The sequence below is a fragment of the Alphaproteobacteria bacterium genome (assembly GCA_019635875.1).
Taxonomy (GTDB): Bacteria; Pseudomonadota; Alphaproteobacteria; order Reyranellales; family Reyranellaceae; genus JAFAZJ01.
Window position 1 is genome coordinate 152,318 of sequence record JAHBYP010000001.1, and the last position, 21,264, is coordinate 173,581.

Genomic DNA, 21,264 nt, shown 5'->3' on the forward strand with positions numbered 1-21,264 from the left:
GAAGGCACTCAAAACTCGACGTCGAGCTCCTCGAGCTCCTCCGGCTCCTCGTGCGCCGCCTCGATCCATTCGACCATGGCCGGCATCTCCAGGATGCGCGCGCGGTAGGCGGCGCAGGTCGGGTCGAGCTTCACGTCGTAGGTCAGGAAGCGCGTGCAGACCGGTGCGTACATCGCGTCGGCCATGGTCGGCGCGCCGAACAGGAAGGGGCCGCCATATTGCGTCAGGCATTCCCGCCAGATCGCCACCACCCGGTCGATATCGGCCTGGGCGCCGGCCCAGACCTTGAAGCCCGGGTAGTGCGCCTTGAGGTTCATCGGCAGGGCCGAGCGCAGGTTGGCGAAGCCGGAATGCATCTCGCCCGACACGGCCCGGCAATGCGCGCGGGCTATACGGTCGGCGGGCAGGAGCGCCGCCTCCGGCTTGAGCTCGTTGAGGTACTCGCCGATCGCCAGCGTGTCCCAGACCGTGGCGCCATCATGCCGCAGGCAGGGGACAAGGAAGGACGGCGACAGCAGCAGCAGCTCGGCCCGCGTCGAGGGATCGTCGATCGAGGCGACCCGCTCCTCGAAATCCAGGCCGGCCATCCGGCAGAGCAGCCAGCCGCGCAGGGACCAAGAGGAATAGTTCTTGCTACTGATCGTGAGCGTCGTCTTGGCCATGAGCGTTGTCCCTTTGTTCCAGCGGTGTTGTCTTCCCGCCCGGTTCTGGGTCCGACGTCCAGGCAGCTTGTAGTCGTCGCTTGCAATAAACGAGCCGGACCTCCCGCATGCTGTATCTGGCCTACCAGGCGCAATCCGACATGATGGAGCCGGCCCGCTCGCTGGCCCGCATGGCACTGTCGAGCATGGTCAACGGCTCGACATCCGCGCCGCCGGCCTTCCGGAACCTGGCTGCGGCCTACGAGCTGCTGTCGCGCGCTACCCTCACCCATCATCGCCCCGCCTACGGCATCACCAGCGTCAAGATCGGCAACCGCGAGGTCGCCGTGCGCGAAGAGGCGACCCACACGACGCCCTTCGGCACGCTGCTGCGCTTCGCCAAGGACGTCGAGATTGTCCAGCCGCGCATCATGGTGGTCGCACCGATGTCCGGCCATTTCGCCACCCTGCTGCGCGATACGGTGCGAACGCTACTGCCGGAGAATGACGTCTACATCACGGACTGGCACAACGCGCGCGACGTGGCGCTGAGCGAGGGCCGCTTCGGCTTCGACGAGTATGTCGAGCATCTGATCTGGTTCCTCGAGGCGCTGGGACCCGGCGCACATATGGTCGCAGTCTGCCAGCCCTGCGTGCAGGCGCTGGCGGCGGCGGCGATCATGGCCGAGGACGACAACCCGGCGACGCCGCGCAGCATGACACTGATGGCCGGGCCGATCGACACGCGCGTCAATCCGACCAAGGTCAACGAGCTGGCGACGTCCAGGCCGATCGAATGGTTCGAGCGCAGCCTGATCGCCTCGGTGCCGGCGCGCTATGCCGGTGCGCGGCGCCGCGTCTATCCCGGCTTCGTGCAGCTCGCCGCCTTCATGAGCATGAACATCGACCGCCATGTCAGGGCGCATATCCAGCTCTACGACGATCTCGCCAAGGGCGAGCACGAGAAGGCGGCGGCGACCAAGGCGTTCTACGACGAGTATTTCGCCGTGCTCGACCTCGACGCGGATTTCTACCTCGAGACCGTGCGGTACGTGTTCCAGGAGTTCCTGCTGGCCCGGGGCGAGCTGACCTGGCGCGGCCGCCAGGTGCAGCCCAGGGCGATCCGCCGCACCGCGCTGCTCACGGTCGAGGGCGAGCGCGACGACATCTGCTCGATCGGCCAGACGGTCGCGGCGCACGATCTGTGCTCGAGCCTGCGGCCCTACCGCAAGCGCCACCACATGCAGGCCGGTGTCGGCCATTACGGCGTCTTCAGCGGCCGGCGCTGGAGCGGGCAGATCTACCCGCTGGTGCGCAACGTCGTGCTGGCCAACGACTGACCGCGCCTGTCATCCCGAGCGCAGCGACGGATCCTTCGCATGCGTCAAGATCCCCCTCGCTACGCTCGGGATGACGGATATGGTTCAAGCACTGTGACCATGCGTCAGCCCGGTCGCCTTGCCGGCGTATGGGCCGGGCCCTTGAGCTCGATCTGGTTGCCCTCCGGGTCATTGAAGTAGATCGAGGGGCCGTCGCCCTCCGCGCCGTAGCGGTCGACCGCCTCTCCCGGATCGATGTTGTAGGGCTTCAGGCGCCGGGCGATGTCCTGGGGATCGAACGGATCGACTCGGAAGCAGAGGTGATCCATGTTCTTGCCGGTGCGCGGCTGGTCGTTGGCGACGAGATCGAGCAACGACTCGCCGGCGCGCAGCTGCACCAGGCTGATGCGATCGAGGCGGCGCTCGACCTTGCAGCCCAGCGCCTGCTCGTAGAACGCGACCATCGCCGGCAGGTCGTGCACGCGCAGCACCACGTGATCGATGCGACGGATCTCGAAGGACATCGGCGCCTCCTTGCGGCCGGGTTCACTCTGCCATGCCTTGTTGGTGCCGTATTGCCGATCCTTGAATCGATTGTCCGGACACAAGGGGATCGACCGCTGCTGGCACTGCGCGCCATCGCATCGCTGTGCACCATCGCCCTGGCGGCGAGTGCCGCCGGGCTGGCGGGGATTCTCGACCGCGGCGACTGGGAGCCGGCATTCTACAATCCGAAGCCGCTGGCGGACGATTTCATCTTGCCGATGCCGTGCGGCGGCGCCATGGCGTTTCGGCGCGTCGAGGTGCCGCGGTCCGATCCGAAGCGCCACCGCGGCCTGGTGGTGCTGGGCAGCGACGACCCGCGCCATGGCGTCTCCGAGGGCAGGCGCGAGGAGCCGATCGAAGGCGCCTTCACCGATCGCGGCGATCCCCGGCGGCGCTACTTCTATCTTGCGAAGTACGAGACCACTTCCCTGCAGCTGGCGGCGCTGGGCGGCGCGTGCGGATCGACCGACCGCGAGTCGCTGCGGCCGGCCACCGGCGTGACCTGGTTCGAGGCAGTGCGGGCCGGCCAGCGCTATTCCGAATGGCTGATGGAGAATGCGCGCCACCGGCTGCCGCAGGAGGACAACGCCATCGGCTATGTGCGCCTGCCGACCGAGGCGGAATGGGAGTACGCCGCGCGCGGCGGCCTGGAGGTCTCGCCGGCCGAGTTCGCGGCGCGCACTTTCCCGATGCCGGGCGGCATGGAGCAGTATGTCTGGTTCCGCAGCACGCGCTCCTCCAACAGCGAGCTGCAGATCGCCGGCGTTCTGAAGCCCAATCCGCTGGGCCTGCACGACATGCTGGGCAACGCCGACGAGATCGTGCTCGAGCCCTTCCGCGTCGTGCGCCAGTCGCAGGCGCGCGGCCAGGCCGGCGGCTACACCATTCGCGGCGGCAGCTACCAGACGGCCGAGCCCGACATCCGTTCGTCCTATCGCCAGGAGCTCTCGCCCTTCGACGAGAGAGGCGCGCGACGCGCGCCGACGGTCGGATTCCGGCTGGCGCTGGTGACTTCGGTGCTGTCGTCGCCCGCGCGCTACAACGAGTTGCGGCGCATGCCGCCGGTGCCGACGCCGTCGAAGGCGCTGGTCGCCCCCCCGCCGCGCCAGCCCGCGCCGCGCCCGGCGACGGAGAACCAGCGGCGCTAGCGATCGAACGCATCTGTCATCCCCGGGGCCGTCCGCGGCCCCTGTTGCGCAGCGAGGGATCCCGCATGTCCTCCTGGGAGCGCCGGCGTTCCGCCGGCTCCTGAAGATGCCGGCGAGAGGCCGGCGCTCCCAACGAGATCCCTCGCCGCACTCGGGATGACAGCAGATCCTTCGTATCCGCCCGCTGCTCTCGCTTCACACCAGCCGGTACACCAGCTCCGGCTCCTGCCGGCCGCGCACGGCCTGCTCGCCGACGAAGACGGGCTCGACGCCCAGCGCGGCCCGGTCCTGCAGCATGCCGAGCGTGTCGCCGCTCACCAGCACGATGACTTCGTCGGCTTCGACCATGTATTGCTTGCCGAGCTGCTCGAAGCGCTGCGCGACGTTCACGGTGTCGCCGACGACGGTGTAGTTCACTCTGCCGGGCGCGCCGATATTGCCGACCACCACCGGCCCCGAGTGCAGGCCGATGCGCAGGCGGATCGGCGCCAGGCCCTCGCCGCGGCGCCTGGCGTTGTCCGCGCGGATCAGGCGGGCGATCTCCAGCGCGGCGCGGCAGGCGGCGTCGGCGTGGTCGGGCATGCGCCGGATACCGCCCCACACCGCCATGACGCAGTCGCCGATGTACTTGTCGATCACGCCCTGCTCGTGCTCGATGGCGCCGCCCAGCATCTCGAAGTGCTTGTTGAGCAGCTCGGCGCTGCCGATCTCGTCCATCGCCTCGGCCTGCGGCGTGAAGCCGACGATGTCGGTGAACATCACGGTGACGACGCGGCGGCGCGACACCAGGCTGTCCTTGCCTTCCTCCATCAGGCGCGCCACCAGGCGGCGCGGGACGTACAGACCGAACCATTTCAGCGCGCCGTGCGCCTTCTCCAGCGCCTCGCCGGCGTCGTCGAGCTCGCGCAGGCGCGATCGCACGCGCGGCACGGTCTCGAAGTCGAGCCGCTCCAGCGCTTCGGCCGCCACGCCCAGGTCGCGGATCGAGCCGCCGACGCGCGCGCCCAGGATGACCGCCAGCAGCAGCGCGCCCAGGAGCGCGGTGCCGCCGCCGATCACGCCCCAGCGCAGGCGTTCGAGATCCTGGGTCGCGACCTCGATCGGGAAATAACGTCCGACCAGCCAGTTGCCGCCGTAAATCGCGATGTCGCGATAGAGGAAGACCCATTGCCGGCCGCCGATCTCGACGATATGGCCGGAGTCGCCCAGGCCGGCGCTGAGGCGGCTGCGAACCGGGGGCTGCCAGATGGCCGCCAGCACGGGATCGCCGATGGCGCCGATGGTCGGCAATGGGTTCTCGTCATTGAGCGCCAGCCCGGCCGGATCGACAAGCCGGCGATGGGCGATGACGAACTTGCGGTCGACGAGGATGAAGCTGCCGTCCTGGCCGCCGAGCTCGGGATCGGACACCTGGCGCGAGAGATCGCCCATGGTGACTGCGGCGAACAGGCCGCCGAGGAAGGCGTTGTCGTCGCGCTGCACCGGCACGCGCACGTTGAGCATGGGCTGGCGCGCCTCCGGGTTCCAGAAGATGTCGCCCCAGACCGGCCCTGCCTCGCCGCGCATCTTGACGAAACGCTCATAGCCGCCGGGCACCTCGTAGACGGACATTGTGTCGAACAGCACCCGACCGTCGAAACGGCGTGCGCGATACGTCGTCAGATCGAGCCCGGTGAAGGCGGCACCGGAAGTCTGCGGCAGTCGCTCGACGAACGTCACCAGCGTGTCGGACATCGCCGCCGAAGACGTGATGTCGATGCGGCCACGCGCCGACAGTCGCGCGACATAGGCCAGCTGATCGGCGACCGGATCCAGCCGGTCGCGCAGGATGCGCACCTCCGCGTCGAGAATGCGCCGGCTGCGATCGAGCAGCAGGCGTTCGGTGGTCTCGCTGGCGCCGAATACCGTCCAGGCGAAGGACCCGGCGGCGATCGCGGCGACGGCGACGAAGCCCAACACCAGCGCGGTGACGATGCGCACGCGCAGGCGGCGCGCCTCGAGCCGCGAGCGCAGGATGCGTCGCAGACGGCCTTGGCGATGTTCGGCGTCGAGCGGCAAGACGATCCCAGCCGTTGGCGGAAGGCCACAATAACATGGGGTGCCGCCAACCAAGCGGCAGATCCCTTCGCCTATATGTGGGAGTACATTGTCCTTCCTGCCACCGGCATCTCGGCGCGCAGGACGGTGCCGGCTTGCACCTTGCGGCTGGAGCGTGACACGACGCAGAACAGTGAGCGATCGGCCTCGCCGCCGAAGGCGATGTTGGTGCAGAAGATGTCGTCGCCGGCATCCAGCACATGGGTGGGACGGCCCAGCGGATCGAAGCGCCAGACGCTGGTGCTCGGAACCGCGACGACCACGCCGCCCTCGGCGTCCAGCGCGATGCCGTCGGGGCCGGCATGGCTGCCCGAGAGCTGGATGAAGCGGCCGACCTTGCTGAGCGTGCCGTCGGGCATGATCGGCAGGCGCCAGATCGCGTTGTCGCGCGTGACGCCGACATAGAGCACGGTCTCGTTCAGGTTCATCACCAGGCCGTTGGGGCTGGGCACGGTGTCGATCAGCCGCTCGAGCCGGCCCGCGGTGTCGTAGCGATAGACGCGGCCGGTGGGATCGTGCAGGCCGGTCTGGCCCTGGTCGGTGAAATAGAGATCGCCGTTGGCGGCAAAGAACAGGTCGTTGACGCCCTTGAAGCTCTCGGACTTCACCGTGTCGATCAGCGGCGTGACCTTGCCGCTGCCGGGATCGAGCAGGACTATGCCGCGCAGGTAGTCGGTGATGAAGATGCGACCGTCCTTGTGGATCTTCAGACCGTTAGGCCAGCCCTCGTACTCGGTCACCAGCGTCCATTCGCCGTCGGGCGAGATGCGGAAGATGCGGCCGAAGGGAATGTCGGTGACCCACAGGTTGCCGGCGCGATCGAAGCTCGGCCCCTCGAGGAAGCTGTCGAGTTCCTGGCCGGCGGCGTTGAAGTCGCCCCACTTGCTGCGCCGCTTCCTGCGGAACTTCTCCGGCATGGCGCTGAAGATCGTGGCCGGAATCGGCTTGGGCGGGGCGTACATCGGCGGTCTCGCGTCACTGCTGTCATTGCGAGCGTAGCGAGGAATCGAGAATTGCCCTAGATCCCTCGCTGTGCCCGGCATGACATAGAGGCTGCCGCGCCTGCTGCAATTCATGGTACTGCTGTCGCAACGCCAACCCACCAACCGGGAGGATCCGATGGTCATCGTCCAGATCAACTACCGCCGTCCCGACATGCCCAAGGCCGAGTGGAACGCGCGCTACACCGACGAGACGGCCAAGCCGTTCCTGTCGGTCGACGGCCTGCAATGGAAGATCTGGCTCGACGACGAGGCCGAGCTGCGCTCCGGCGGCATCTATTGCTTCGAAGATCGCGCCAAGGCGCAGGCCTATGTCGACGGCCCGATCGTGGCGCGCATGAAGGCCAACACGGCGCTGGGCGAGCTGCAGATCCGCATGTTCGACGTGCGCGCCCGCCAGAGCGAGATCACCCGCGCGCCGGTGCCGGGCCTCGCCAAGCGGATGGCCGCGGAATAGCCCGTCTGCCTCCTCCCGGAGGGGGAAGGTGCCCGAAGGGCGGAAGGGGGATGTCGAAAACGGACTCCTGCGTTCGTCTTCGACATCCCCCTTCCGTCGCGCTACGCGCGCCACCTTCCCCCCTCCGGGGGAAGGGAAGGTTATGCAGCCGCTCTGATCGCGGCCTTGTTGACCTTGTCGTCGACCGCCGGCTCGAACTGCTTGAAGTTCGACTCGAAGCGCTGCGCGACGTCGCGCGCGGCGCTGTCGTAGGCCTTCTTGTCCTTCCATGCGCTCTTCGGATTGAGCACGTCGGCAGGCACGTCGGGGCAGGCCGACGGCACCTGCATGCCGAAGTTCGGATCCGACGTGGTGGCGACCTGGGCCAGGCGGCCGTCCAGCGCAGCACGCACCATCGAGCGCGTGTGCCTGATCGCCATGCGCTCGCCGACCCCGAAGCCGCCGCCCGACCAGCCGGTGTTGACCAGCCAGCACTTGACGTTCTGCCGGGCCATCTTCTCGCCCAGCATCCTGGCGTAGACCGTCGGGTGGCGTGGCATGAACGGCGCACCGAAGCAGGTTGAGAAGGTCGCCTGCGGCTCGACCACGCCCTTCTCGGTGCCGGCGACGCGCGCGGTGTAGCCGCTGAGGAAGTGGTACATCGCCTGCTCGGGCGACAGCCGGCTGATCGGCGGCAGCACGCCGAAGGCGTCCGCCGTGAGCATGACGATGTTCTCGGGCGTGCCGGCGATGCCGGTCGGGCTGGCGTTGGGGATGAAGTCGAGCGGATAGCAGGCGCGCGTGTTCTCGGCGTACTTCGCGCTGTCGAGGTCGAGCAGGCCGCTCTGCGGATCGACGACCACGTTCTCCAGCACGGTGCCGAAGCGCTCGGTCGTGGCGTAAATCTCGGGCTCGGCCTCGCGGCTGAGCTTGATCACCTTGGCGTAGCAGCCGCCCTCGAAGTTGAAGACCGAGCTTTCGCCCCAGCCATGCTCGTCATCGCCGATCAGCGTGCGCGAGGCATCGGCCGAGAGCGTCGTCTTGCCGGTGCCCGAAAGCCCGAAGAAGATCGCCACGTCGCCCTTGGGACCGATGTTGGCCGAGCAGTGCATCGGCAGCACGTTCTTCTCGGGCAGCAGGTAGTTCAGGATGGTGAACACCGACTTCTTGATCTCGCCGGCGTACCAGGTGCCGCAGATCGCCACCAGCCGGCGGCCGAAGTCGCAGATGATGGCGCAGTCGGAGTTGGTGCCGTCGATCTCCGGGATCGCCCGGAAGCCGGGCAGCTGCAGGATGGTGAAGTCGGGCTCGAAGTCCTGGAGGTCCTGCATCGGCGGACGCAGGAACATGTTCATGGCGAAGAGGTTGTGCCAGGCGGTCTCGTTGATCACCCGCACCTTGATGCGGTGCGCCGGGTCGGCGCCGCCGTAGCATTCGCGCACGAAGAGGTCGCGGCGCTGCGCGTAGGCCAGCATGCGCGCCAGCAGGCCCTCGAACTTCTCGCGCTCCATCGGCTTGTTGGTCTTGCCCCAGTCGATCTTCGATTCACTGCCGGGCTCGCGCACGAAGAATTTGTCGTTGGGCGAACGGCCGGTGTGCACGCCCGTGAGCACGCAGAGCGGGCCGCCGGCGGCCAGTACGCCCTCCTTGCGACGCAGCGCTTCCTCGTAGAGCGCCGGCACCGAGAGGTTCCAGTAGACATTGCCGAGGTTGTCCAGTCGGAAGGAGGCGTTGCCCGGCACATTGGCGCCCAGCGCGCCGAGGCCATGCTTGGAAATCACCGGTCCTGCCTGATGCACGTGAGCTCTCCTGGGCTTGGTCGCCGCGCGGCGCGACGCGAGGGGTATTCGTTTCCGCCCTTGGACTAGAGGCGGCGACCATAATGGCGGCGCAGGCCGCAATGAAGCTGAAATCACGGCATTTATCGGTATGGAAGTGGAGAAGTTGCCGATCTGCGACACGCCGCCGCTTCAACTTTCCGCGTGGCGATTTTTTCGCCGCCGCACAAAGGACTTGCTGCGTGTGCGAGATGAGATCGGCGGCTCGCGGCAGCGCCGTGACAATTCGCGGGCCGCGTGGCGAGGAGGCTTCAGGCGGCCCGGGTGCGGGCCCGCCGTACCAGGTCGACCAACGCCTTGCGCGCGCCTTCGGCATCGAGGACCGGCGCGGCGAAGTTCAGGCGTGCCACGAGGCCGCGCCAGCGCAGGTCGCAGCCGAAGGCGTCGATGCCGGTCATCTTCCATTCGCCGGGCGCGAAGCCCAGCAGCCGCGTCGCGTAGAGGCCCACCGCGTCGGCGTGGTCCTCGTTCATGTGGCCGACGATGTCGGCCTCGCGCTCGATCAGCACCTTCCACGGCGCCGGATCGACGCGCAGCGCCGACCCTTCGATCGAGTCGATGCGGCCGAAACCGGCGACGAAATGGGCGCGCTCGATTGCGATCCGGTAGAAGCTGAAATCGCCGAAATCCGCGTACAGTCGCGCATCGGGATGGCGGGCGAGGAAGCGCGCCCGCGCGCCGGGTTCCTGGCTCTTCTCGGCCCGGCCGAACACCGAAAGCCGCGGGCCGGTCAAGGGCTGGTCCAGCCCCACGGTGCCGTCAAACAGCAGGCAGACCCTGGGGTCGGCGGCGATGGCCTTGCCATGCACGGCCATGCTGCTCATCAGCAGGATGGGCGACAGATCGTGATCGACCGCCACCAGGCCGAGGGAGGCGTAGGGCCACGGCAACCCCTCACCCGGCAGGGACGTTGCCAACGAAATGCGGTCCAGCCGGCGCATCAGGTCCTGCGCCTGTGTCGGCGCCGGTATCGCAGGGGGGGTCGACATCGGCAGACAAACTGAATCAGTGGTTTAGTCAGGTCAACGGCCTAGTGTAGGGGTGGACCCGACCCCTTCCACCCCGGCTCATCCTGTGGTCAAAGGGGCGACGCGCCCCCTGGGCGCGGCCAGCCCGGAGACATCCCGTGAAGAAATCGATCGCCTTGGTCGACGACGACCGGAACATCCTGACGTCCGTCTCGATGCTGTTGGAGGCCGAGGGCTTCCAGGTGCGCACCTATAATGACGGCGTGAGCGCCTTGGACGGGCTGAACCAGTCGCCGCCGGATCTCGCCATCCTCGACATCAAGATGCCGCGAATGGACGGCATGGAACTGCTCAACCGGCTGCGTAAGACCCAGACCCTGCCGGTCATCTTCCTGACCTCCAAGGACGAGGAGATCGACGAGGTGCTCGGCCTGCGCATGGGCGCGGACGACTATATCCGCAAGCCGTTCTCGCAGCGTCTGCTGCTCGAGCGCATCCGCGCCCTGCTGCGCCGCGGCGATCGCGGCCCGGCCGGTACCGAGGGCGAGGGCAAGGAGGCCGACCGGCTGGTGCGCGGCGAGCTGACGCTCGATCCGTCCCGGCATCTTTGCGTGTGGAAGGGCAAGCAGGTGAACCTCACGGTCACCGAGTTCCTGCTGCTGAAGTCGCTCGCCGAGCGGCCGGGCCACGTCAAGAACCGCGACCAGCTGATGGACGCCGCCTACGGCGAGACGATCTACGTCGACGACCGCACCATCGACAGCCATATCAAGCGCCTGCGCAAGAAGTTCCGCGAGGTCGACGAGAGCTTCGAGCAGATCGAGACGTTGTATGGCATCGGATACCGGTACCGCGACGGCTGATCCACCGGAACCCAAACGGCCGCCGGAGACGACGCGCGCCAACACGAGATGGTGGCGCCGCTGGACGACCGATTGGCTCTTTCCGGCGCGACGCGGCGCCGGCCCACCGCCACCCGATACCGAAACCGCTGGTGGCGCGACGCTGTGGACCCGCCGCGGCCGTGAGCGGCGCTTCTCGCCGCTCACGCGGCGCATCCTGTTGGTCAACACGTTGCCGGTGGCATTCCTGGCCGGCTCGATCGTCTTTCTCGGCGACTACGAGGACACGCTGATCGACGCCGAACTCGCCGCCCTTACGCTGCAGGGCGAGGTGGTGGCCGCGGCGATCGGCGAGAGTGCGGTGCGCGGTGGCGAGGCGACGATCAACCGCGTCGATCCGGACATGGCGCGTCAGCTCATGGCGCGGCTCACCACGCCGATCGGCGCGCGCGGCCGCATCTTCGGCGAGACCGGCGAGATGTTCGGCGACACCGCCAACCTCGGCGAGCGCCAGCAGCGCATCATCAAGCAGACCCTGCCGCCGCCCGACATGGTCACAGAAGAGAGCTGGTTTCGCCGCTTCCTCGACGACGTCGAGCAGCAATTGCGCGCCGGCCGCTCCGACGGGCCGTACAAGGAGATCGCCGATCCTGTGGCGCGTGACTATCCCTGGGTCGAGCAGGCCCTGCGCGGCTACAACACGCGCACGGTGCGACGCGCCGACGACGGTCGGCTGATCCTCTCGGTGGCCATCCCGGTGCAGCGCTACAAGCAGGTGCTGGGCGCGCTGATGTTGCAGCGCGACGATTCCGACATCGCCTACCGCGTCCATCTGGTGCGGCTCGACCTGCTGCGCATCGCCGCCGTGACCTTGGGCTGCACCATCCTGCTGTCGTTCTTCCTCGCGCGCACCATCGCGCAGCCGATCACGCGGCTGGCGCGGGCGGCCGACCGCGTGCGCCTGGCGCGCGATTCGAAGCCGACCATGCCCGACATCGGCGGCCGCAACGACGAGATCGGCGACCTCTCCGAATCGCTGCGCTCGATGACCGACGCGCTGTGGCTGCGCATGAACGCCATCGAGAGCTTCGCTGCCGACGTCGCGCACGAGCTCAAGAATCCGCTGACCTCGCTGCGCTCGGCCGCCGAGATCGCCGCGCGCATCGAGGATCCCGAGAAGCGCGCAAAGCTGATGGCCATCGTGCTGGACGACACGCGCCGGCTCGACCGCCTGATCAGCGATATCGCCGACTCCTCGCGGCTCGACGCCGAGCTGATGCGCGGCGAGCTGCATGTCGTCGATGCCGAGGCGCTGCTGCGCTCGCTGATCGAGGCCTATGCCGCGACCACCGCCACCGAGGCCGACGTGCGCGTCGAGCTGAACGCCTTGCGCCAGGGGCCGTTCCGCGCGCTGGGCCACGAGAGCCGCTATGGCCAGGTGTTCCGCAACGTCATCGACAACGCGATCTCCTTCAGCCCCAAGGGCTCGAAGATCGTCGTCGGCCTGATGCGCGAGAAGAACGCCATCGTCGTCACCATCGACGACCAGGGGCCGGGCATTCCCGACGCCAATGTCGAGACGATCTTCCGCCGCTTCTATTCGGAACGGCCGACCGCCTCGTTCGGCCGCCACTCCGGGCTCGGCCTGTCGATCTGCCGGCAGATCGTCGACGCCTATGGCGGCTCTATCGCCGCCGGCAACATCAAGAACGCCGAGGGCAGGACGCTCGGCGCGCGATTCACCATCCGCCTGCCGATGGCGGGTTAGCCACAGAGCCATCGCCCTGTGGAATTGCGAGCACTCGCTTTGCGGGTGCGTCGATGCCAGATTCCGGTTAGGAACGATCCATGGACCGCAGCGAAACCGTGGTCGCGTTGCGCGTGTTGTTCGACGCGCTGCAGGCGGGCCGCATGGCCGAGGCACTCGAGCGTCTGGGCGAGCTCCCCGACGCCTCGGTGATGCCCGACCTGTGGCTGGCCTGCGTGCAGGGCGCGGTGATGACTGCGCGCGCCGACGACGACCTCGATCTCTACAGCGCCGCCATCGAGGCGGCCGAGCGCGCGCTGGAGATCTTGCGCGGTCCCGACAACGCCATGCGCGTCGGCATGATCGAGCGCTATGCCGGCGAGGCGATGCACGCGCTGGCGCGCCACGACAACGATGTCGAGGAGTTGCGCGGCGCGATCGACCATTACGACCGTTCACTGAACGGGCTGGCCGGCGAGGAGCTGCGCATCGAACGCGCCGAGGCCTATTTCCGCCGCGGCTGCGCGCTCAACGACATCGCCCATCGCGAGGACGACCCGCGCTATTCCGAGCGCGCCATCGCCAGCTGGGACCAGGCCCTGCCGCTGGTGTCGAAGAAGGACGAGCCGCGCCTCTTCGTGAAGGTGTGCACCGAGCTCGGCCAGTCGCACGCGCGGCTGTCGATGTTCGATGACGACGAGGAGCGGCTCGACAAGGCGATCGGCGTGCTCGAGCAGGCGCTGTCGGTGCCGCGCGGCCCCGACGTGGCGCGGCCGCTGGCCGAGGCGCGCATGGCGCTGGGCGCCGCCCTGCTGCGCCGCGGCAAGCAGCGCGACGACGAAGACGACCTCAACCGCGCCACGGCGATGCTCGAGGCGGCGGCCAACGGCTTCGAGCGGCGCGACGCCAACTGGTCGGCGGCACAGAACAACCTCGCCGTGGCCCATCTGGTGCGCGCCGAGGGCCGCGAGGATCCCGAGCCGCTGCGTGCCGCCGTTGCCGCTTTCAAGCGCGCCCAGTCGGTGCGCTCGCCCAAGACCGATCCGCGCAACTGGATCAACACCCAGCGCAATATCGGCGCGGCACTGATGACGCTCGCCGAGCGCGTCGGCGATCTCGCCACCGCCGAGGAATCGGTGGTGGCGCTGGAACTGGCCGAGAACCAGGCGCCGGAGCTGCAGCCCGCAGCGCTCGAGGCGATCCGCGAAGCGCTGGCCGCGGCGCGCACGCTGGCGACACGTCTGAAGCGCGAAGCCGACCGGCCGGACTGACCCCCGTCGTCCTGAGCGAAGCGAAGGACCCAGCGGTGGTGCAAGCGGCACCACGTCGATGCCTGGCCGCGATACCGCAAGGTCCGTCGCTTCGCTCAGGACGACGGTCGGTTCAATCCCCCAGCACTTCCTTGTTGTGCTCGCCCAGCCTGGGCGCGCGCTGGCGGAATTTCGGGCGCTGGCCGTCGAGCTGGATCGGCAGGCCGATCAGCTTCACGTCGCTCTCGAGATTGGGTACGGATTGCAGCATGCCCATCGCCTTGGTCTGCGGCTCGGCCAGCATCTCCGGCAATGTGTTCACCGCCGTGCACGGCACACCGGCCTCGGTGATCACCTTGAGCCAGTGCGTGCGCGACCTGGTCTTGAGGATCCGCTGGCACTCGCCCAGCAGGTGCTCCTTGTGCTCGACGCGCCCACGGTTGTTGGCGTAGGCCGGCTCGGCCTTCCACTCCGGCTTGCCCAGCACGTCGGCGAGCTTGAGAAACAGCCGGTCGCTGCCAGCGGCGATGACGATCGGCGCGTCCTCGGTCTCGAAGCCGCTGAAGATCACCACGCCGTTGCTGCCCGAGGGATGGCGCTCCGGCACCTCGCCGGTGGCGGCGTAGTTGGAGTAGGGGTTCATCCACCACGCCGTCGCCGTCTCGAACAGAGAGGTCTCGACCAGTTTGCCCCTGCCGGTGCGACCGCGCTCGATGATCGCGCTCAAGACGCCGATCGCCGCCCACATCGCGCTGCCATGGTCGAGCACCTGCGTGCCCATGCGGATCGGCGGACCGCCCGGCCAGCCCGACATCATGCACATCGCCGAGAAGGCCTGGACGATCGGCTCGTAGCCGGGCTCGTTCTTCTTCGGCCCGGCGTTGCCATAGGCGCTGACCGAGCAGTAGATCAGGCGCGGGTTGCGCGCCATCAGGTCCCTGGCGCCCAGCCCCATCTTCTCCAGCACGCCGGGCAGCATGTTCTGCACGACGACGTCGGCGCCGTCGATCACGGTCAGCAGCCTGTCGCGCTCGGCCGGGTCCTTGAGGTCGAGCACGATCGACTTCTTGTTGAGGTTGATGGCGTTGAACGAGGCGCCGGCGTCCTCCGACAAAAGCTTGCCCCAGTGCCGCGCGTCGTCGCCGACCTTCGGCTTCTCGACCTTGATCACCTCGGCGCCGAGATGCGAGAGGATCTCCGCGCAGAACGGCCCGGCGAGATTCTGCGCCAGTTCGACGACCTTGATGCCCTCCAGCGGCAGCATGCGCATTCCTCCCGATCCCGTGTTGCGCCAAGCCTAATGGCCACGTGCTATCCTTGCATCAGGAACGTGGAGCCCGCGCATGCCGCGTCGGCTGATCTGCATTGTCGCCGTGCTCATTGTCGCCTTGCTTGGAGCCGCCCCGGCCCCGGCGGCGGATGTCACGGCGCTGCCCGTCGTCGAGGCCGGCCTGTTCAGGGCGAGGACGACCGGGCACATCCCGGCGCCCCGGGCGGTCGAGGAGCGCACGAACATCCTCGACGATGTCGTGTTCTACAGCCCGACCGCGAAGGTGCCCGCCAGGCAGGGCATCCGCTTCGGCACGCGCTTTCGCGTCGTCGGCGCGCCGGCGAACCGCGCCGTGACGCTGCGCTCGATCTGGCGCATACCGGACCCTGGCATCGTCAATCCCGAGACCGGCACCCGCTATCGCCAGAGCATCGCCGAAACCGCGAGCAGGATCGGCGCGACGCTCATGCTCGCCTATACCTTCGACGCGCCGTGGGAGATCCGCTGCGGCGACTGGGTTCAAGAGGTCTGGTTCGGCGAGCGCCGGCTGCTCAGCCAGACCTTCACGGTCGAGGGCTGCCAGGGTCTTCCCGTCTCGGCGCTCGACCCTCGCCATCCGGAGCTTGGTGCCGCATGGCGCGCCTGATGTTCTGCCTTCTGGCGCTGCTGTGCGCCGGGCCGGCGCTGGCGGCGGACGTGTCGGGCCTCGAGATCGTCGAGACCGGCCTCTACCGCGCGCAGACGACCGGCCACATCGCCTCGCCGCAGGCGGTGAACGGGCGAACGAACACGATCGTCGACATCGAGTTCTACAGCGCGACATCGAAGGTTCCGGCGCGGCAGGGCATCCGCTTCGGCACGCGCTTCCGGGTGCTCGGCTCGCCCGCGAACCGGTCGGTCTCCCTGCGCTCGGTGTGGCGCATCCCGGAACCGGGAATCCGCAATCCCGAGAGCGGCATCGTCTATCATCAGAGCATCGCCGAGTTCACGACGGTGATCGGCGCGGTAACGATGCGCGGCTTCAGCTTCAGCCATGCCTGGCAGATCCGCTGCGGCGACTGGATCCAGGAGGTCTGGTTCGGCGAACACCGGCTGCTCAGCCGGACCTTCACCGTCGAGGATTGCCGGACCGTGCCTACGGCAGCACGTAAAGCAGCAGCGCCGGCAGGGTGAGGAATGACAGCAGGGTGGTGATGACGATCATGCCGGCGACGTCGGCCGGCTCGCGCTCGTAGCGCAGCGCGAACAGGTAGTTGAAGATCGCCACCGGCATCGCCGACTGGATCAGCAGCACGCCGCGCGCCGCGCCGGTCAGGCTGAAGAGCCACGCCACCAGCAGCCCGACCGCGAAGCCGCCCAGCAGGCGCACCAGCGACAGCGCGAAGGCGCGGCCGGGCCGGCTGATCGTCAGCGTCGCCAGCGAGGCGCCCAGCGACAGCAGCATCAGCGGGATCAGCATGCCGCCCAGGATCTCGGTGGTGCGCGCGATGAACTCCGGTGGCCTGGAGCCGGCGAGGATGAAGGCCAGCGCGAGGATCAGGGTGTAGATCAGTGGTTGGCGTGCCAGGGCGCGCGGCGAGAAGCTGCCGGCGGCGATGCCGATGCCGACGGTGAACTGGCCCATGGCGGCGATCGCGAACCAGGCGATGCCCAGCGCCAGACCCTGCTCGCCGAAGGCCAGCAGGCAGAGCGGCAGGCCGACATTGCCGCCATTGGGGAACATCAGCGCCGGCAGATAGGAATGCGCCGGCAGGCGCGCCAGCCGCAGGACGATCAGCCCGAGGACGGCCATGCCGGCGAAGCAGCAGAGGCTGGCCAGTGCCAGCGTGCCCAGGGCGCCGGGCGAGACCTGCAGGCGGGTGAGCGCGCTGAAGATCAGGCAGGGCGCGCCGATGCCGGAGACCAGCGCGGTGGCGAAGCCGGGATCGAACGGCCGGCCCAGCCGCGCCCAGCCATAGCCGATGGCGACGCAGAGCAGCACCGGCGCAATGATGGTGAAGAGCTGGCCGATCAGGTCGAGGGTCATGGGCGGCCGCACCATGCGGACTCTCCGCCGCTCCCCGCAAGCGGCGGCGCGATCCCATATCGGACCACCCCGCCATATTCGAAAGCGGGAGCATTGACGCGCGGTGCGGCGCTCAGCAGGCTTCGCCGGTGCCAAGCCAGATCCATGCCACCTGCGTCGCGCTGCCGGAGGGCGGCGTGCTGCTGCGTGGCGGATCGGGCGCCGGCAAGTCCGATCTCGCGCTGCGCCTGATCGATGGCGGCGCGCGCCTTGTCGCCGACGACCGCACCGAGCTGACGCGCGAGGGCGATCGGCTGATTGCGCGCGCGCCATCGAGCATCGCCGGCCTGATCGAGGCGCGCGGCGTCGGCATCCTGCGACTGCCGCCGCAGCGACTGGCACCGCAGGCGACCGTCGCCCTGATCGTCGATCTGGTCGATCCGGCGCGGATCGAGCGTCTGCCGGAAGCGGCGACCGAAGACCTGCTCGGCATCGCGCTGCCGCGCGTCGCGCTCGCGCCCTTCGAGGCCTCGGCGCCGGCCAAGATCAGGCTTGCGCTGCTCGCGTCGGGCTCAGCATCATCCTCGCCGTGAAGAGGCCAGCCGTCCCAAAGACGAAGTCGTCATCGAGTCGCCGCAGGACGGTACCGGCGCGTCGGCCGGTTGTTCTGGTGACTGGCCTGTCGGGCGCGGGCCGCAACACGGCGCTCAATGCGCTGGAGGATCACGGCTACATCGCCGTCGACAACCTGCCTCTCTTCCTCGTCGACGATCTCCTGCGTCCCGGCACCGGCGACGCGCAGCCGCTGGTGCTGGGCATCGACGTGCGCTCGCGCGGCTTCACCACGCCGGCCGTGGTCGACCATGTGCGCGATCTGCGCGCACGGGCCGACCTCGACGTGCGGCTGCTTTACCTCGACTGCGACAACGACGTGCTGCTGCGGCGCTTCACCGAGACGCGACGCGCCCATCCGCTGGCCCAGGAGCGGCCGGTCCTCGATGGCATCGTCGACGAGCGCCGCCTGCTGCGGCCGCTGCGCGATCACGCCGACGTGACCATCGATACCTCGCAACTGGCGCCGCATGAGCTGAAGGCGCTGATGCTGGGCCATTTCGCGCCGCGTGCCGGGGGTGGCGGGCTGCGCATCGCCGTGATGTCGTTCTCCTACCGGCGCGGCCTGCCGCGCGAGGCGGACCTGGTGCTCGACACGCGCTTCCTGCGCAATCCGCACTATGTCGACGGGCTGCGGCCGCTGACCGGACAGGATGGGGGGGTGGCGCGGTACGTGAAGGCCGACAGGGACTTCAAGGGTTTTTTTCGTGGCATTACGTCGCTGCTCGAACCCCTCTTGCCGCGCTTCGATAGTGAGGGCAAGAGTTACCTGACCGTCGCGGTGGGCTGCACCGGCGGCCGGCACCGCTCGGTGCTGGTGGCCGAGGAACTTGCAGCTTGGCTGCGGCGGCGGGGGCGTGTCGTCACTCTCACCCATCGCGACCTGGAGGCAGGCGCGGCGCGGACGGTGGCTGGGACTGGGAGAACCGGATGATCGGCATCGTGCTGGTAACGCACGGCAAGCTGGCGCGCGAATTTGTAGCCGCCCTGGAACATGTTGTCGGTCCACAGAAGAATGCGGCCGCGGTCTGCATCGAGGCCGACGACGACATGGAAAAGAAGCGCGAGGAGATTCTCGCCTCGGTCTCGGCCTGCGACACGGGCCAGGGCGTGGTGCTGTTGACCGACATGTTCGGCGGCACGCCGTCCAATCTCGCGATCTCCGTCATGGACCGCGCCCGCGTCGAGGTGATCGCCGGCGTCAACCTGCCGATGCTGGTGAAGCTGGCCTCGGTGCGCGTCGATCGCACGATGGCCGAGGCGGTCGCCGCCTGCCAGGACGCCGGCCGCAAGTACATCACCGTCGCCTCGCGCCTGATGGCCAAGGACGCCGGCTGATGGCCGATGCCGGCGGCTTGAGTGGCGACAGGCGCACGCTGAGGATCCTCAACAAGCGTGGCCTGCATGCCCGCGCCGCCGCTAAGTTCGTCCGCACCGCCGGCCAGTTCGACGCCGCAATCCGCGTCGCCCATGGCGGCCAGAGCGTGTCCGGCCTGTCGATCATGGGCCTGATGATGCTGGCCGCGGGCATCGGCAGCGACATCGAGATCAGCGTCTCCGGCCCCCAGGCGGCCGAGGCGATGGCCGCGCTGAGCGAGCTGGTGATGCTGAAATTCGGCGAGGACTGAGGACCTGTATCTCGGGGTGAGCACGCCGTTGCAGCGGAAGAAACCCGCTTCCAAGGCGGGCGCCCGTTCCGCCCCGACTGCACCGATGATCCCCCTTCCGGCGGCTGATCCTGGGGGGTGAGGGATTGTGAGGGATTTTCGGTTATCGACCGTCCGCGCGCGTGACGCCGATAACCCGACAAAGGTTCACAATCCCTCACCCCGCTGGCCTGACCCGTGCGCGAGGCGGCTCATTCTCATATCAGCATGTCTTTATATCGGCCGCGTTGTCGCTGCCGGCCGGCGCTGATATAGGGCGCTCCACATTTCAGGAGCCGTTCCATGGCCAAGGACTACGTCGTCAAGGATATCGGGCTGGCCGAGTGGGGCCGCAAGGAACTCGACATGGCCGAGACCGAGATGCCCGGCCTCATGTCGATCCGCAAGGAATACGGCTCCTCGCAGCCCCTCAAGGGCGCGCGCGTTGCCGGCTCGCTGCACATGACCATCCAGACCGGAGTCCTGATCGAGACGCTCAAGGCGCTCGGCGCCGACGTGCGCTGGGCCTCGTGCAACATCTACTCGACCCAGGACCATGCCGCCGCCGCGATCGCCGCGTCGGGCACGCCGGTCTTCGCCGTCAAGGGCGAGTCGCTGAAGGAATATTGGGACTACACGCATCGCATCTTCGAGTGGGCCGACGGCGGCACCGCCAACATGATCCTCGACGACGGCGGCGACGCGACCTTGCTGGTCCACCTCGGCATGCGCGCCGAGAAGGATCCGTCGCTGGTCGCCAAGCCGACCAACGAGGAGGAGGAGGTGCTCTACGCCGCGATCCTCAAGACCAACAAGGAGCGACCGGGCTGGTACGCCACGCTGGGCAGGAACATCAAGGGCGTCACCGAGGAGACCACGACCGGCGTGCATCGTCTCTACGAGATGGAGAAGCAGGGCCGCCTGCTGTGGCCGGCGATCAACGTCAACGATTCGGTGACCAAGTCGAAATTCGACAACCTCTACGGCTGCCGCGAATCGCTGGTCGACGGCATCCGCCGCGGCACCGACGTGATGATGTCGGGCAAGGTGGCGATGGTCGCGGGCTTCGGCGACGTCGGCAAGGGCTCGGCCGCCTCGCTGCGCCAGGCCGGCTGCCGCGTCATGGTCTCCGAGGTCGATCCGATCTGCGCCCTGCAGGCGGCGATGGAAGGTTACGAGGTCGTGACCATGGAGCAGGCCGCGCCGCGCGCCGACATCTTCGTCACCGCCACCGGCAATGTCGACGTCATCACCGTCGAGCACATGCGGGCGATGAAGCACCGCGCCATCGTCTGCAACATCGGCCACTTCGACAGCGAGATCCAGGTCGCGGCGCTCCGGAACTACAAGTGGAGCAACATCAAGCCGCAGGTCGATGAGATCGAGTTCCCCGACGGCAAGCGCATCATCCTGCTGTCCGAGGGAAGGCTGGTGAACCTCGGCAACGCCACCGGCCATCCGAGCTTTGTGATGTCGTCCTCGTTCAGCAACCAGACCCTGGCGCAGGTCGAGCTGTGGTCCAACCCGGGCAAGTACCAGAAGAAGGTCTACACCCTGCCCAAGCACCTCGACGAGAAGGTCGCGGCGCTGCACCTCGAGAAGATCGGCGTGACCCTGACCAAGCTGCGCCCCGACCAGGCGAAGTACATCGGCGTCGCGGAAACCGGGCCGTTCAAGCCCGAGCACTACCGCTACTGATCAGCCCCGTCGCACCGGCGCGGGCAGGGCGATCGCATATGTCGAGCTTCATACCTTCTCCCGCTGGCGGAGAAAGGTGGCGCGAAGCGCCGGATGGGGGTGGCTCGCGCGGCCAGACGCGATCTGACTTGCGAGGCCGCCATCGCCTTCGACAGCCACCCCCATCCGCCCTTCGGGCACCTTCCCCAGCCAGCGGGGGA

Annotated in this window: 21 protein-coding genes; 13 read left to right on the forward strand and 8 right to left on the reverse strand. The window is 68.2% G+C overall.

The genetic code is table 11. The features are described 5' to 3' along the window. Positions 1-8: 8 nt before the first annotated feature. The gene (locus KF889_00705) at positions 9-662 is read right to left on the reverse strand and encodes a glutathione S-transferase family protein (GenBank protein ID MBX3497935.1); all 654 of its coding nucleotides are present in this window, start codon (positions 660-662) and stop codon (positions 9-11) included. Positions 663-769: 107 nt separating this feature from the next. Between KF889_00705 and phaZ the strand changes: the two genes are divergently transcribed. Next, on the forward strand, positions 770-1,981 hold the full coding sequence (phaZ, locus tag KF889_00710; GenBank protein MBX3497936.1) for a polyhydroxyalkanoate depolymerase: 1,212 nt from the start codon (positions 770-772) through the stop codon (positions 1,979-1,981). Between the two features lie 104 nt (positions 1,982-2,085). Here phaZ and KF889_00715 read toward each other — a convergent pair whose 3' ends face one another. Then, on the reverse strand, positions 2,086-2,484 hold the full coding sequence (locus tag KF889_00715; GenBank protein ID MBX3497937.1) for a VOC family protein: 399 nt from the start codon (positions 2,482-2,484) through the stop codon (positions 2,086-2,088). Between the two features lie 51 nt (positions 2,485-2,535). On the opposite strand from KF889_00715, the gene KF889_00720 reads away from it, so the two are divergent. Continuing rightward, positions 2,536-3,654 carry an SUMF1/EgtB/PvdO family nonheme iron enzyme gene (locus tag KF889_00720; protein MBX3497938.1) on the forward strand — a complete coding sequence of 373 codons (1,119 nt, stop codon included), beginning with the start codon at positions 2,536-2,538 and terminating at the stop codon, positions 3,652-3,654. 195 nt (positions 3,655-3,849) lie between these two features. Here KF889_00720 and KF889_00725 read toward each other — a convergent pair whose 3' ends face one another. Continuing rightward, positions 3,850-5,712: an adenylate/guanylate cyclase domain-containing protein gene (locus tag KF889_00725; protein ID MBX3497939.1), complete on the reverse strand. Its 1,863-nt coding sequence runs from the start codon at positions 5,710-5,712 to the stop codon at positions 3,850-3,852. A gap of 71 nt (positions 5,713-5,783) precedes the next feature. Next, positions 5,784-6,713: an SMP-30/gluconolactonase/LRE family protein gene (locus KF889_00730; GenBank protein MBX3497940.1), complete on the reverse strand. Its 930-nt coding sequence runs from the start codon at positions 6,711-6,713 to the stop codon at positions 5,784-5,786. Positions 6,714-6,870: 157 nt separating this feature from the next. Here KF889_00730 and KF889_00735 point away from each other — a divergent pair, with 157 nt between their 5' ends. Next, complete coding sequence (locus KF889_00735) at positions 6,871-7,209, forward strand: YdhR family protein (GenBank protein ID MBX3497941.1); 339 nt, start codon at positions 6,871-6,873, stop codon at positions 7,207-7,209. A gap of 140 nt (positions 7,210-7,349) precedes the next feature. Here the strand turns inward: KF889_00735 and KF889_00740 are convergent, their stop codons facing one another. Both KF889_00740 and KF889_00745 read right to left on the reverse strand, forming a co-directional pair. Continuing rightward, positions 7,350-8,942, reverse strand: a complete 1,593-nt coding sequence (locus tag KF889_00740; GenBank protein ID MBX3497942.1) for a phosphoenolpyruvate carboxykinase — start codon at positions 8,940-8,942, stop codon at positions 7,350-7,352. 335 nt (positions 8,943-9,277) lie between these two features. After that, entirely contained in the window at positions 9,278-10,015 is a 738-nt protein-coding gene (locus KF889_00745) for a DUF2470 domain-containing protein (GenBank protein ID MBX3497943.1), read from the reverse strand. A gap of 137 nt (positions 10,016-10,152) precedes the next feature. Here KF889_00745 and KF889_00750 point away from each other — a divergent pair, with 137 nt between their 5' ends. The 3 genes from KF889_00750 to KF889_00760 all read left to right on the forward strand — a co-directional run bounded on the left by KF889_00750 (position 10,153) and on the right by KF889_00760 (position 13,854). Continuing rightward, positions 10,153-10,857, forward strand: coding sequence for a response regulator transcription factor (locus tag KF889_00750; protein MBX3497944.1), 705 nt, complete (start codon positions 10,153-10,155; stop codon positions 10,855-10,857). Further along, a complete protein-coding gene (locus tag KF889_00755; GenBank protein ID MBX3497945.1) occupies positions 10,826-12,604 on the forward strand; it encodes a stimulus-sensing domain-containing protein in 1,779 nt (592 codons plus the stop codon). The genes KF889_00750 and KF889_00755 overlap by 32 nt, the downstream gene beginning before the upstream one ends. An 80-nt stretch (positions 12,605-12,684) precedes the next feature. Beyond that, positions 12,685-13,854 (forward strand): hypothetical protein, encoded by a 1,170-nt coding sequence (locus tag KF889_00760; protein MBX3497946.1) that lies wholly within the window; start codon positions 12,685-12,687, stop codon positions 13,852-13,854. A 112-nt stretch (positions 13,855-13,966) separates the two neighbouring features. On the opposite strand, the gene KF889_00765 is transcribed toward KF889_00760, so the two are convergent. Next, complete coding sequence (locus tag KF889_00765; protein MBX3497947.1) at positions 13,967-15,097, reverse strand: CoA transferase; 1,131 nt, start codon at positions 15,095-15,097, stop codon at positions 13,967-13,969. 79 nt (positions 15,098-15,176) lie between these two features. Here KF889_00765 and KF889_00770 point away from each other — a divergent pair, with 79 nt between their 5' ends. After that, positions 15,177-15,749, forward strand: a complete 573-nt coding sequence (locus tag KF889_00770; GenBank protein ID MBX3497948.1) for a DUF3859 domain-containing protein — start codon at positions 15,177-15,179, stop codon at positions 15,747-15,749. Further along, positions 15,737-16,276 (forward strand): DUF3859 domain-containing protein, encoded by a 540-nt coding sequence (locus KF889_00775; protein MBX3497949.1) that lies wholly within the window; start codon positions 15,737-15,739, stop codon positions 16,274-16,276. Before KF889_00770 ends, KF889_00775 begins: the two co-directional genes overlap by 13 nt. Here KF889_00775 and KF889_00780 read toward each other — a convergent pair. Continuing rightward, the gene (locus KF889_00780; GenBank protein ID MBX3497950.1) at positions 16,239-17,129 is read right to left on the reverse strand and encodes an AEC family transporter; all 891 of its coding nucleotides are present in this window, start codon (positions 17,127-17,129) and stop codon (positions 16,239-16,241) included. The genes KF889_00775 and KF889_00780 overlap by 38 nt on opposite strands. 140 nt (positions 17,130-17,269) lie before the next feature. Between KF889_00780 and KF889_00785 the strand changes: the two genes are divergently transcribed. From KF889_00785 to ahcY, 5 genes are all read left to right on the forward strand, one after another. Further along, complete coding sequence (locus KF889_00785) at positions 17,270-17,701, forward strand: HPr kinase/phosphatase C-terminal domain-containing protein (protein ID MBX3497951.1); 432 nt, start codon at positions 17,270-17,272, stop codon at positions 17,699-17,701. A 74-nt stretch (positions 17,702-17,775) separates the two neighbouring features. Continuing rightward, positions 17,776-18,654 (forward strand): RNase adapter RapZ, encoded by an 879-nt coding sequence (gene rapZ, locus KF889_00790; protein ID MBX3497952.1) that lies wholly within the window; start codon positions 17,776-17,778, stop codon positions 18,652-18,654. Next, positions 18,651-19,058, forward strand: coding sequence for a PTS sugar transporter subunit IIA (locus KF889_00795; GenBank protein ID MBX3497953.1), 408 nt, complete (start codon positions 18,651-18,653; stop codon positions 19,056-19,058). Before rapZ ends, KF889_00795 begins: the two co-directional genes overlap by 4 nt. Next, positions 19,058-19,348, forward strand: coding sequence for an HPr family phosphocarrier protein (locus tag KF889_00800; protein MBX3497954.1), 291 nt, complete (start codon positions 19,058-19,060; stop codon positions 19,346-19,348). Before KF889_00795 ends, KF889_00800 begins: the two co-directional genes overlap by 1 nt. A gap of 321 nt (positions 19,349-19,669) precedes the next feature. Beyond that, the gene (gene ahcY / locus KF889_00805) at positions 19,670-21,064 is read left to right on the forward strand and encodes an adenosylhomocysteinase (GenBank protein MBX3497955.1); all 1,395 of its coding nucleotides are present in this window, start codon (positions 19,670-19,672) and stop codon (positions 21,062-21,064) included. The last annotated feature ends 200 nt before the right edge of the window (positions 21,065-21,264 follow it).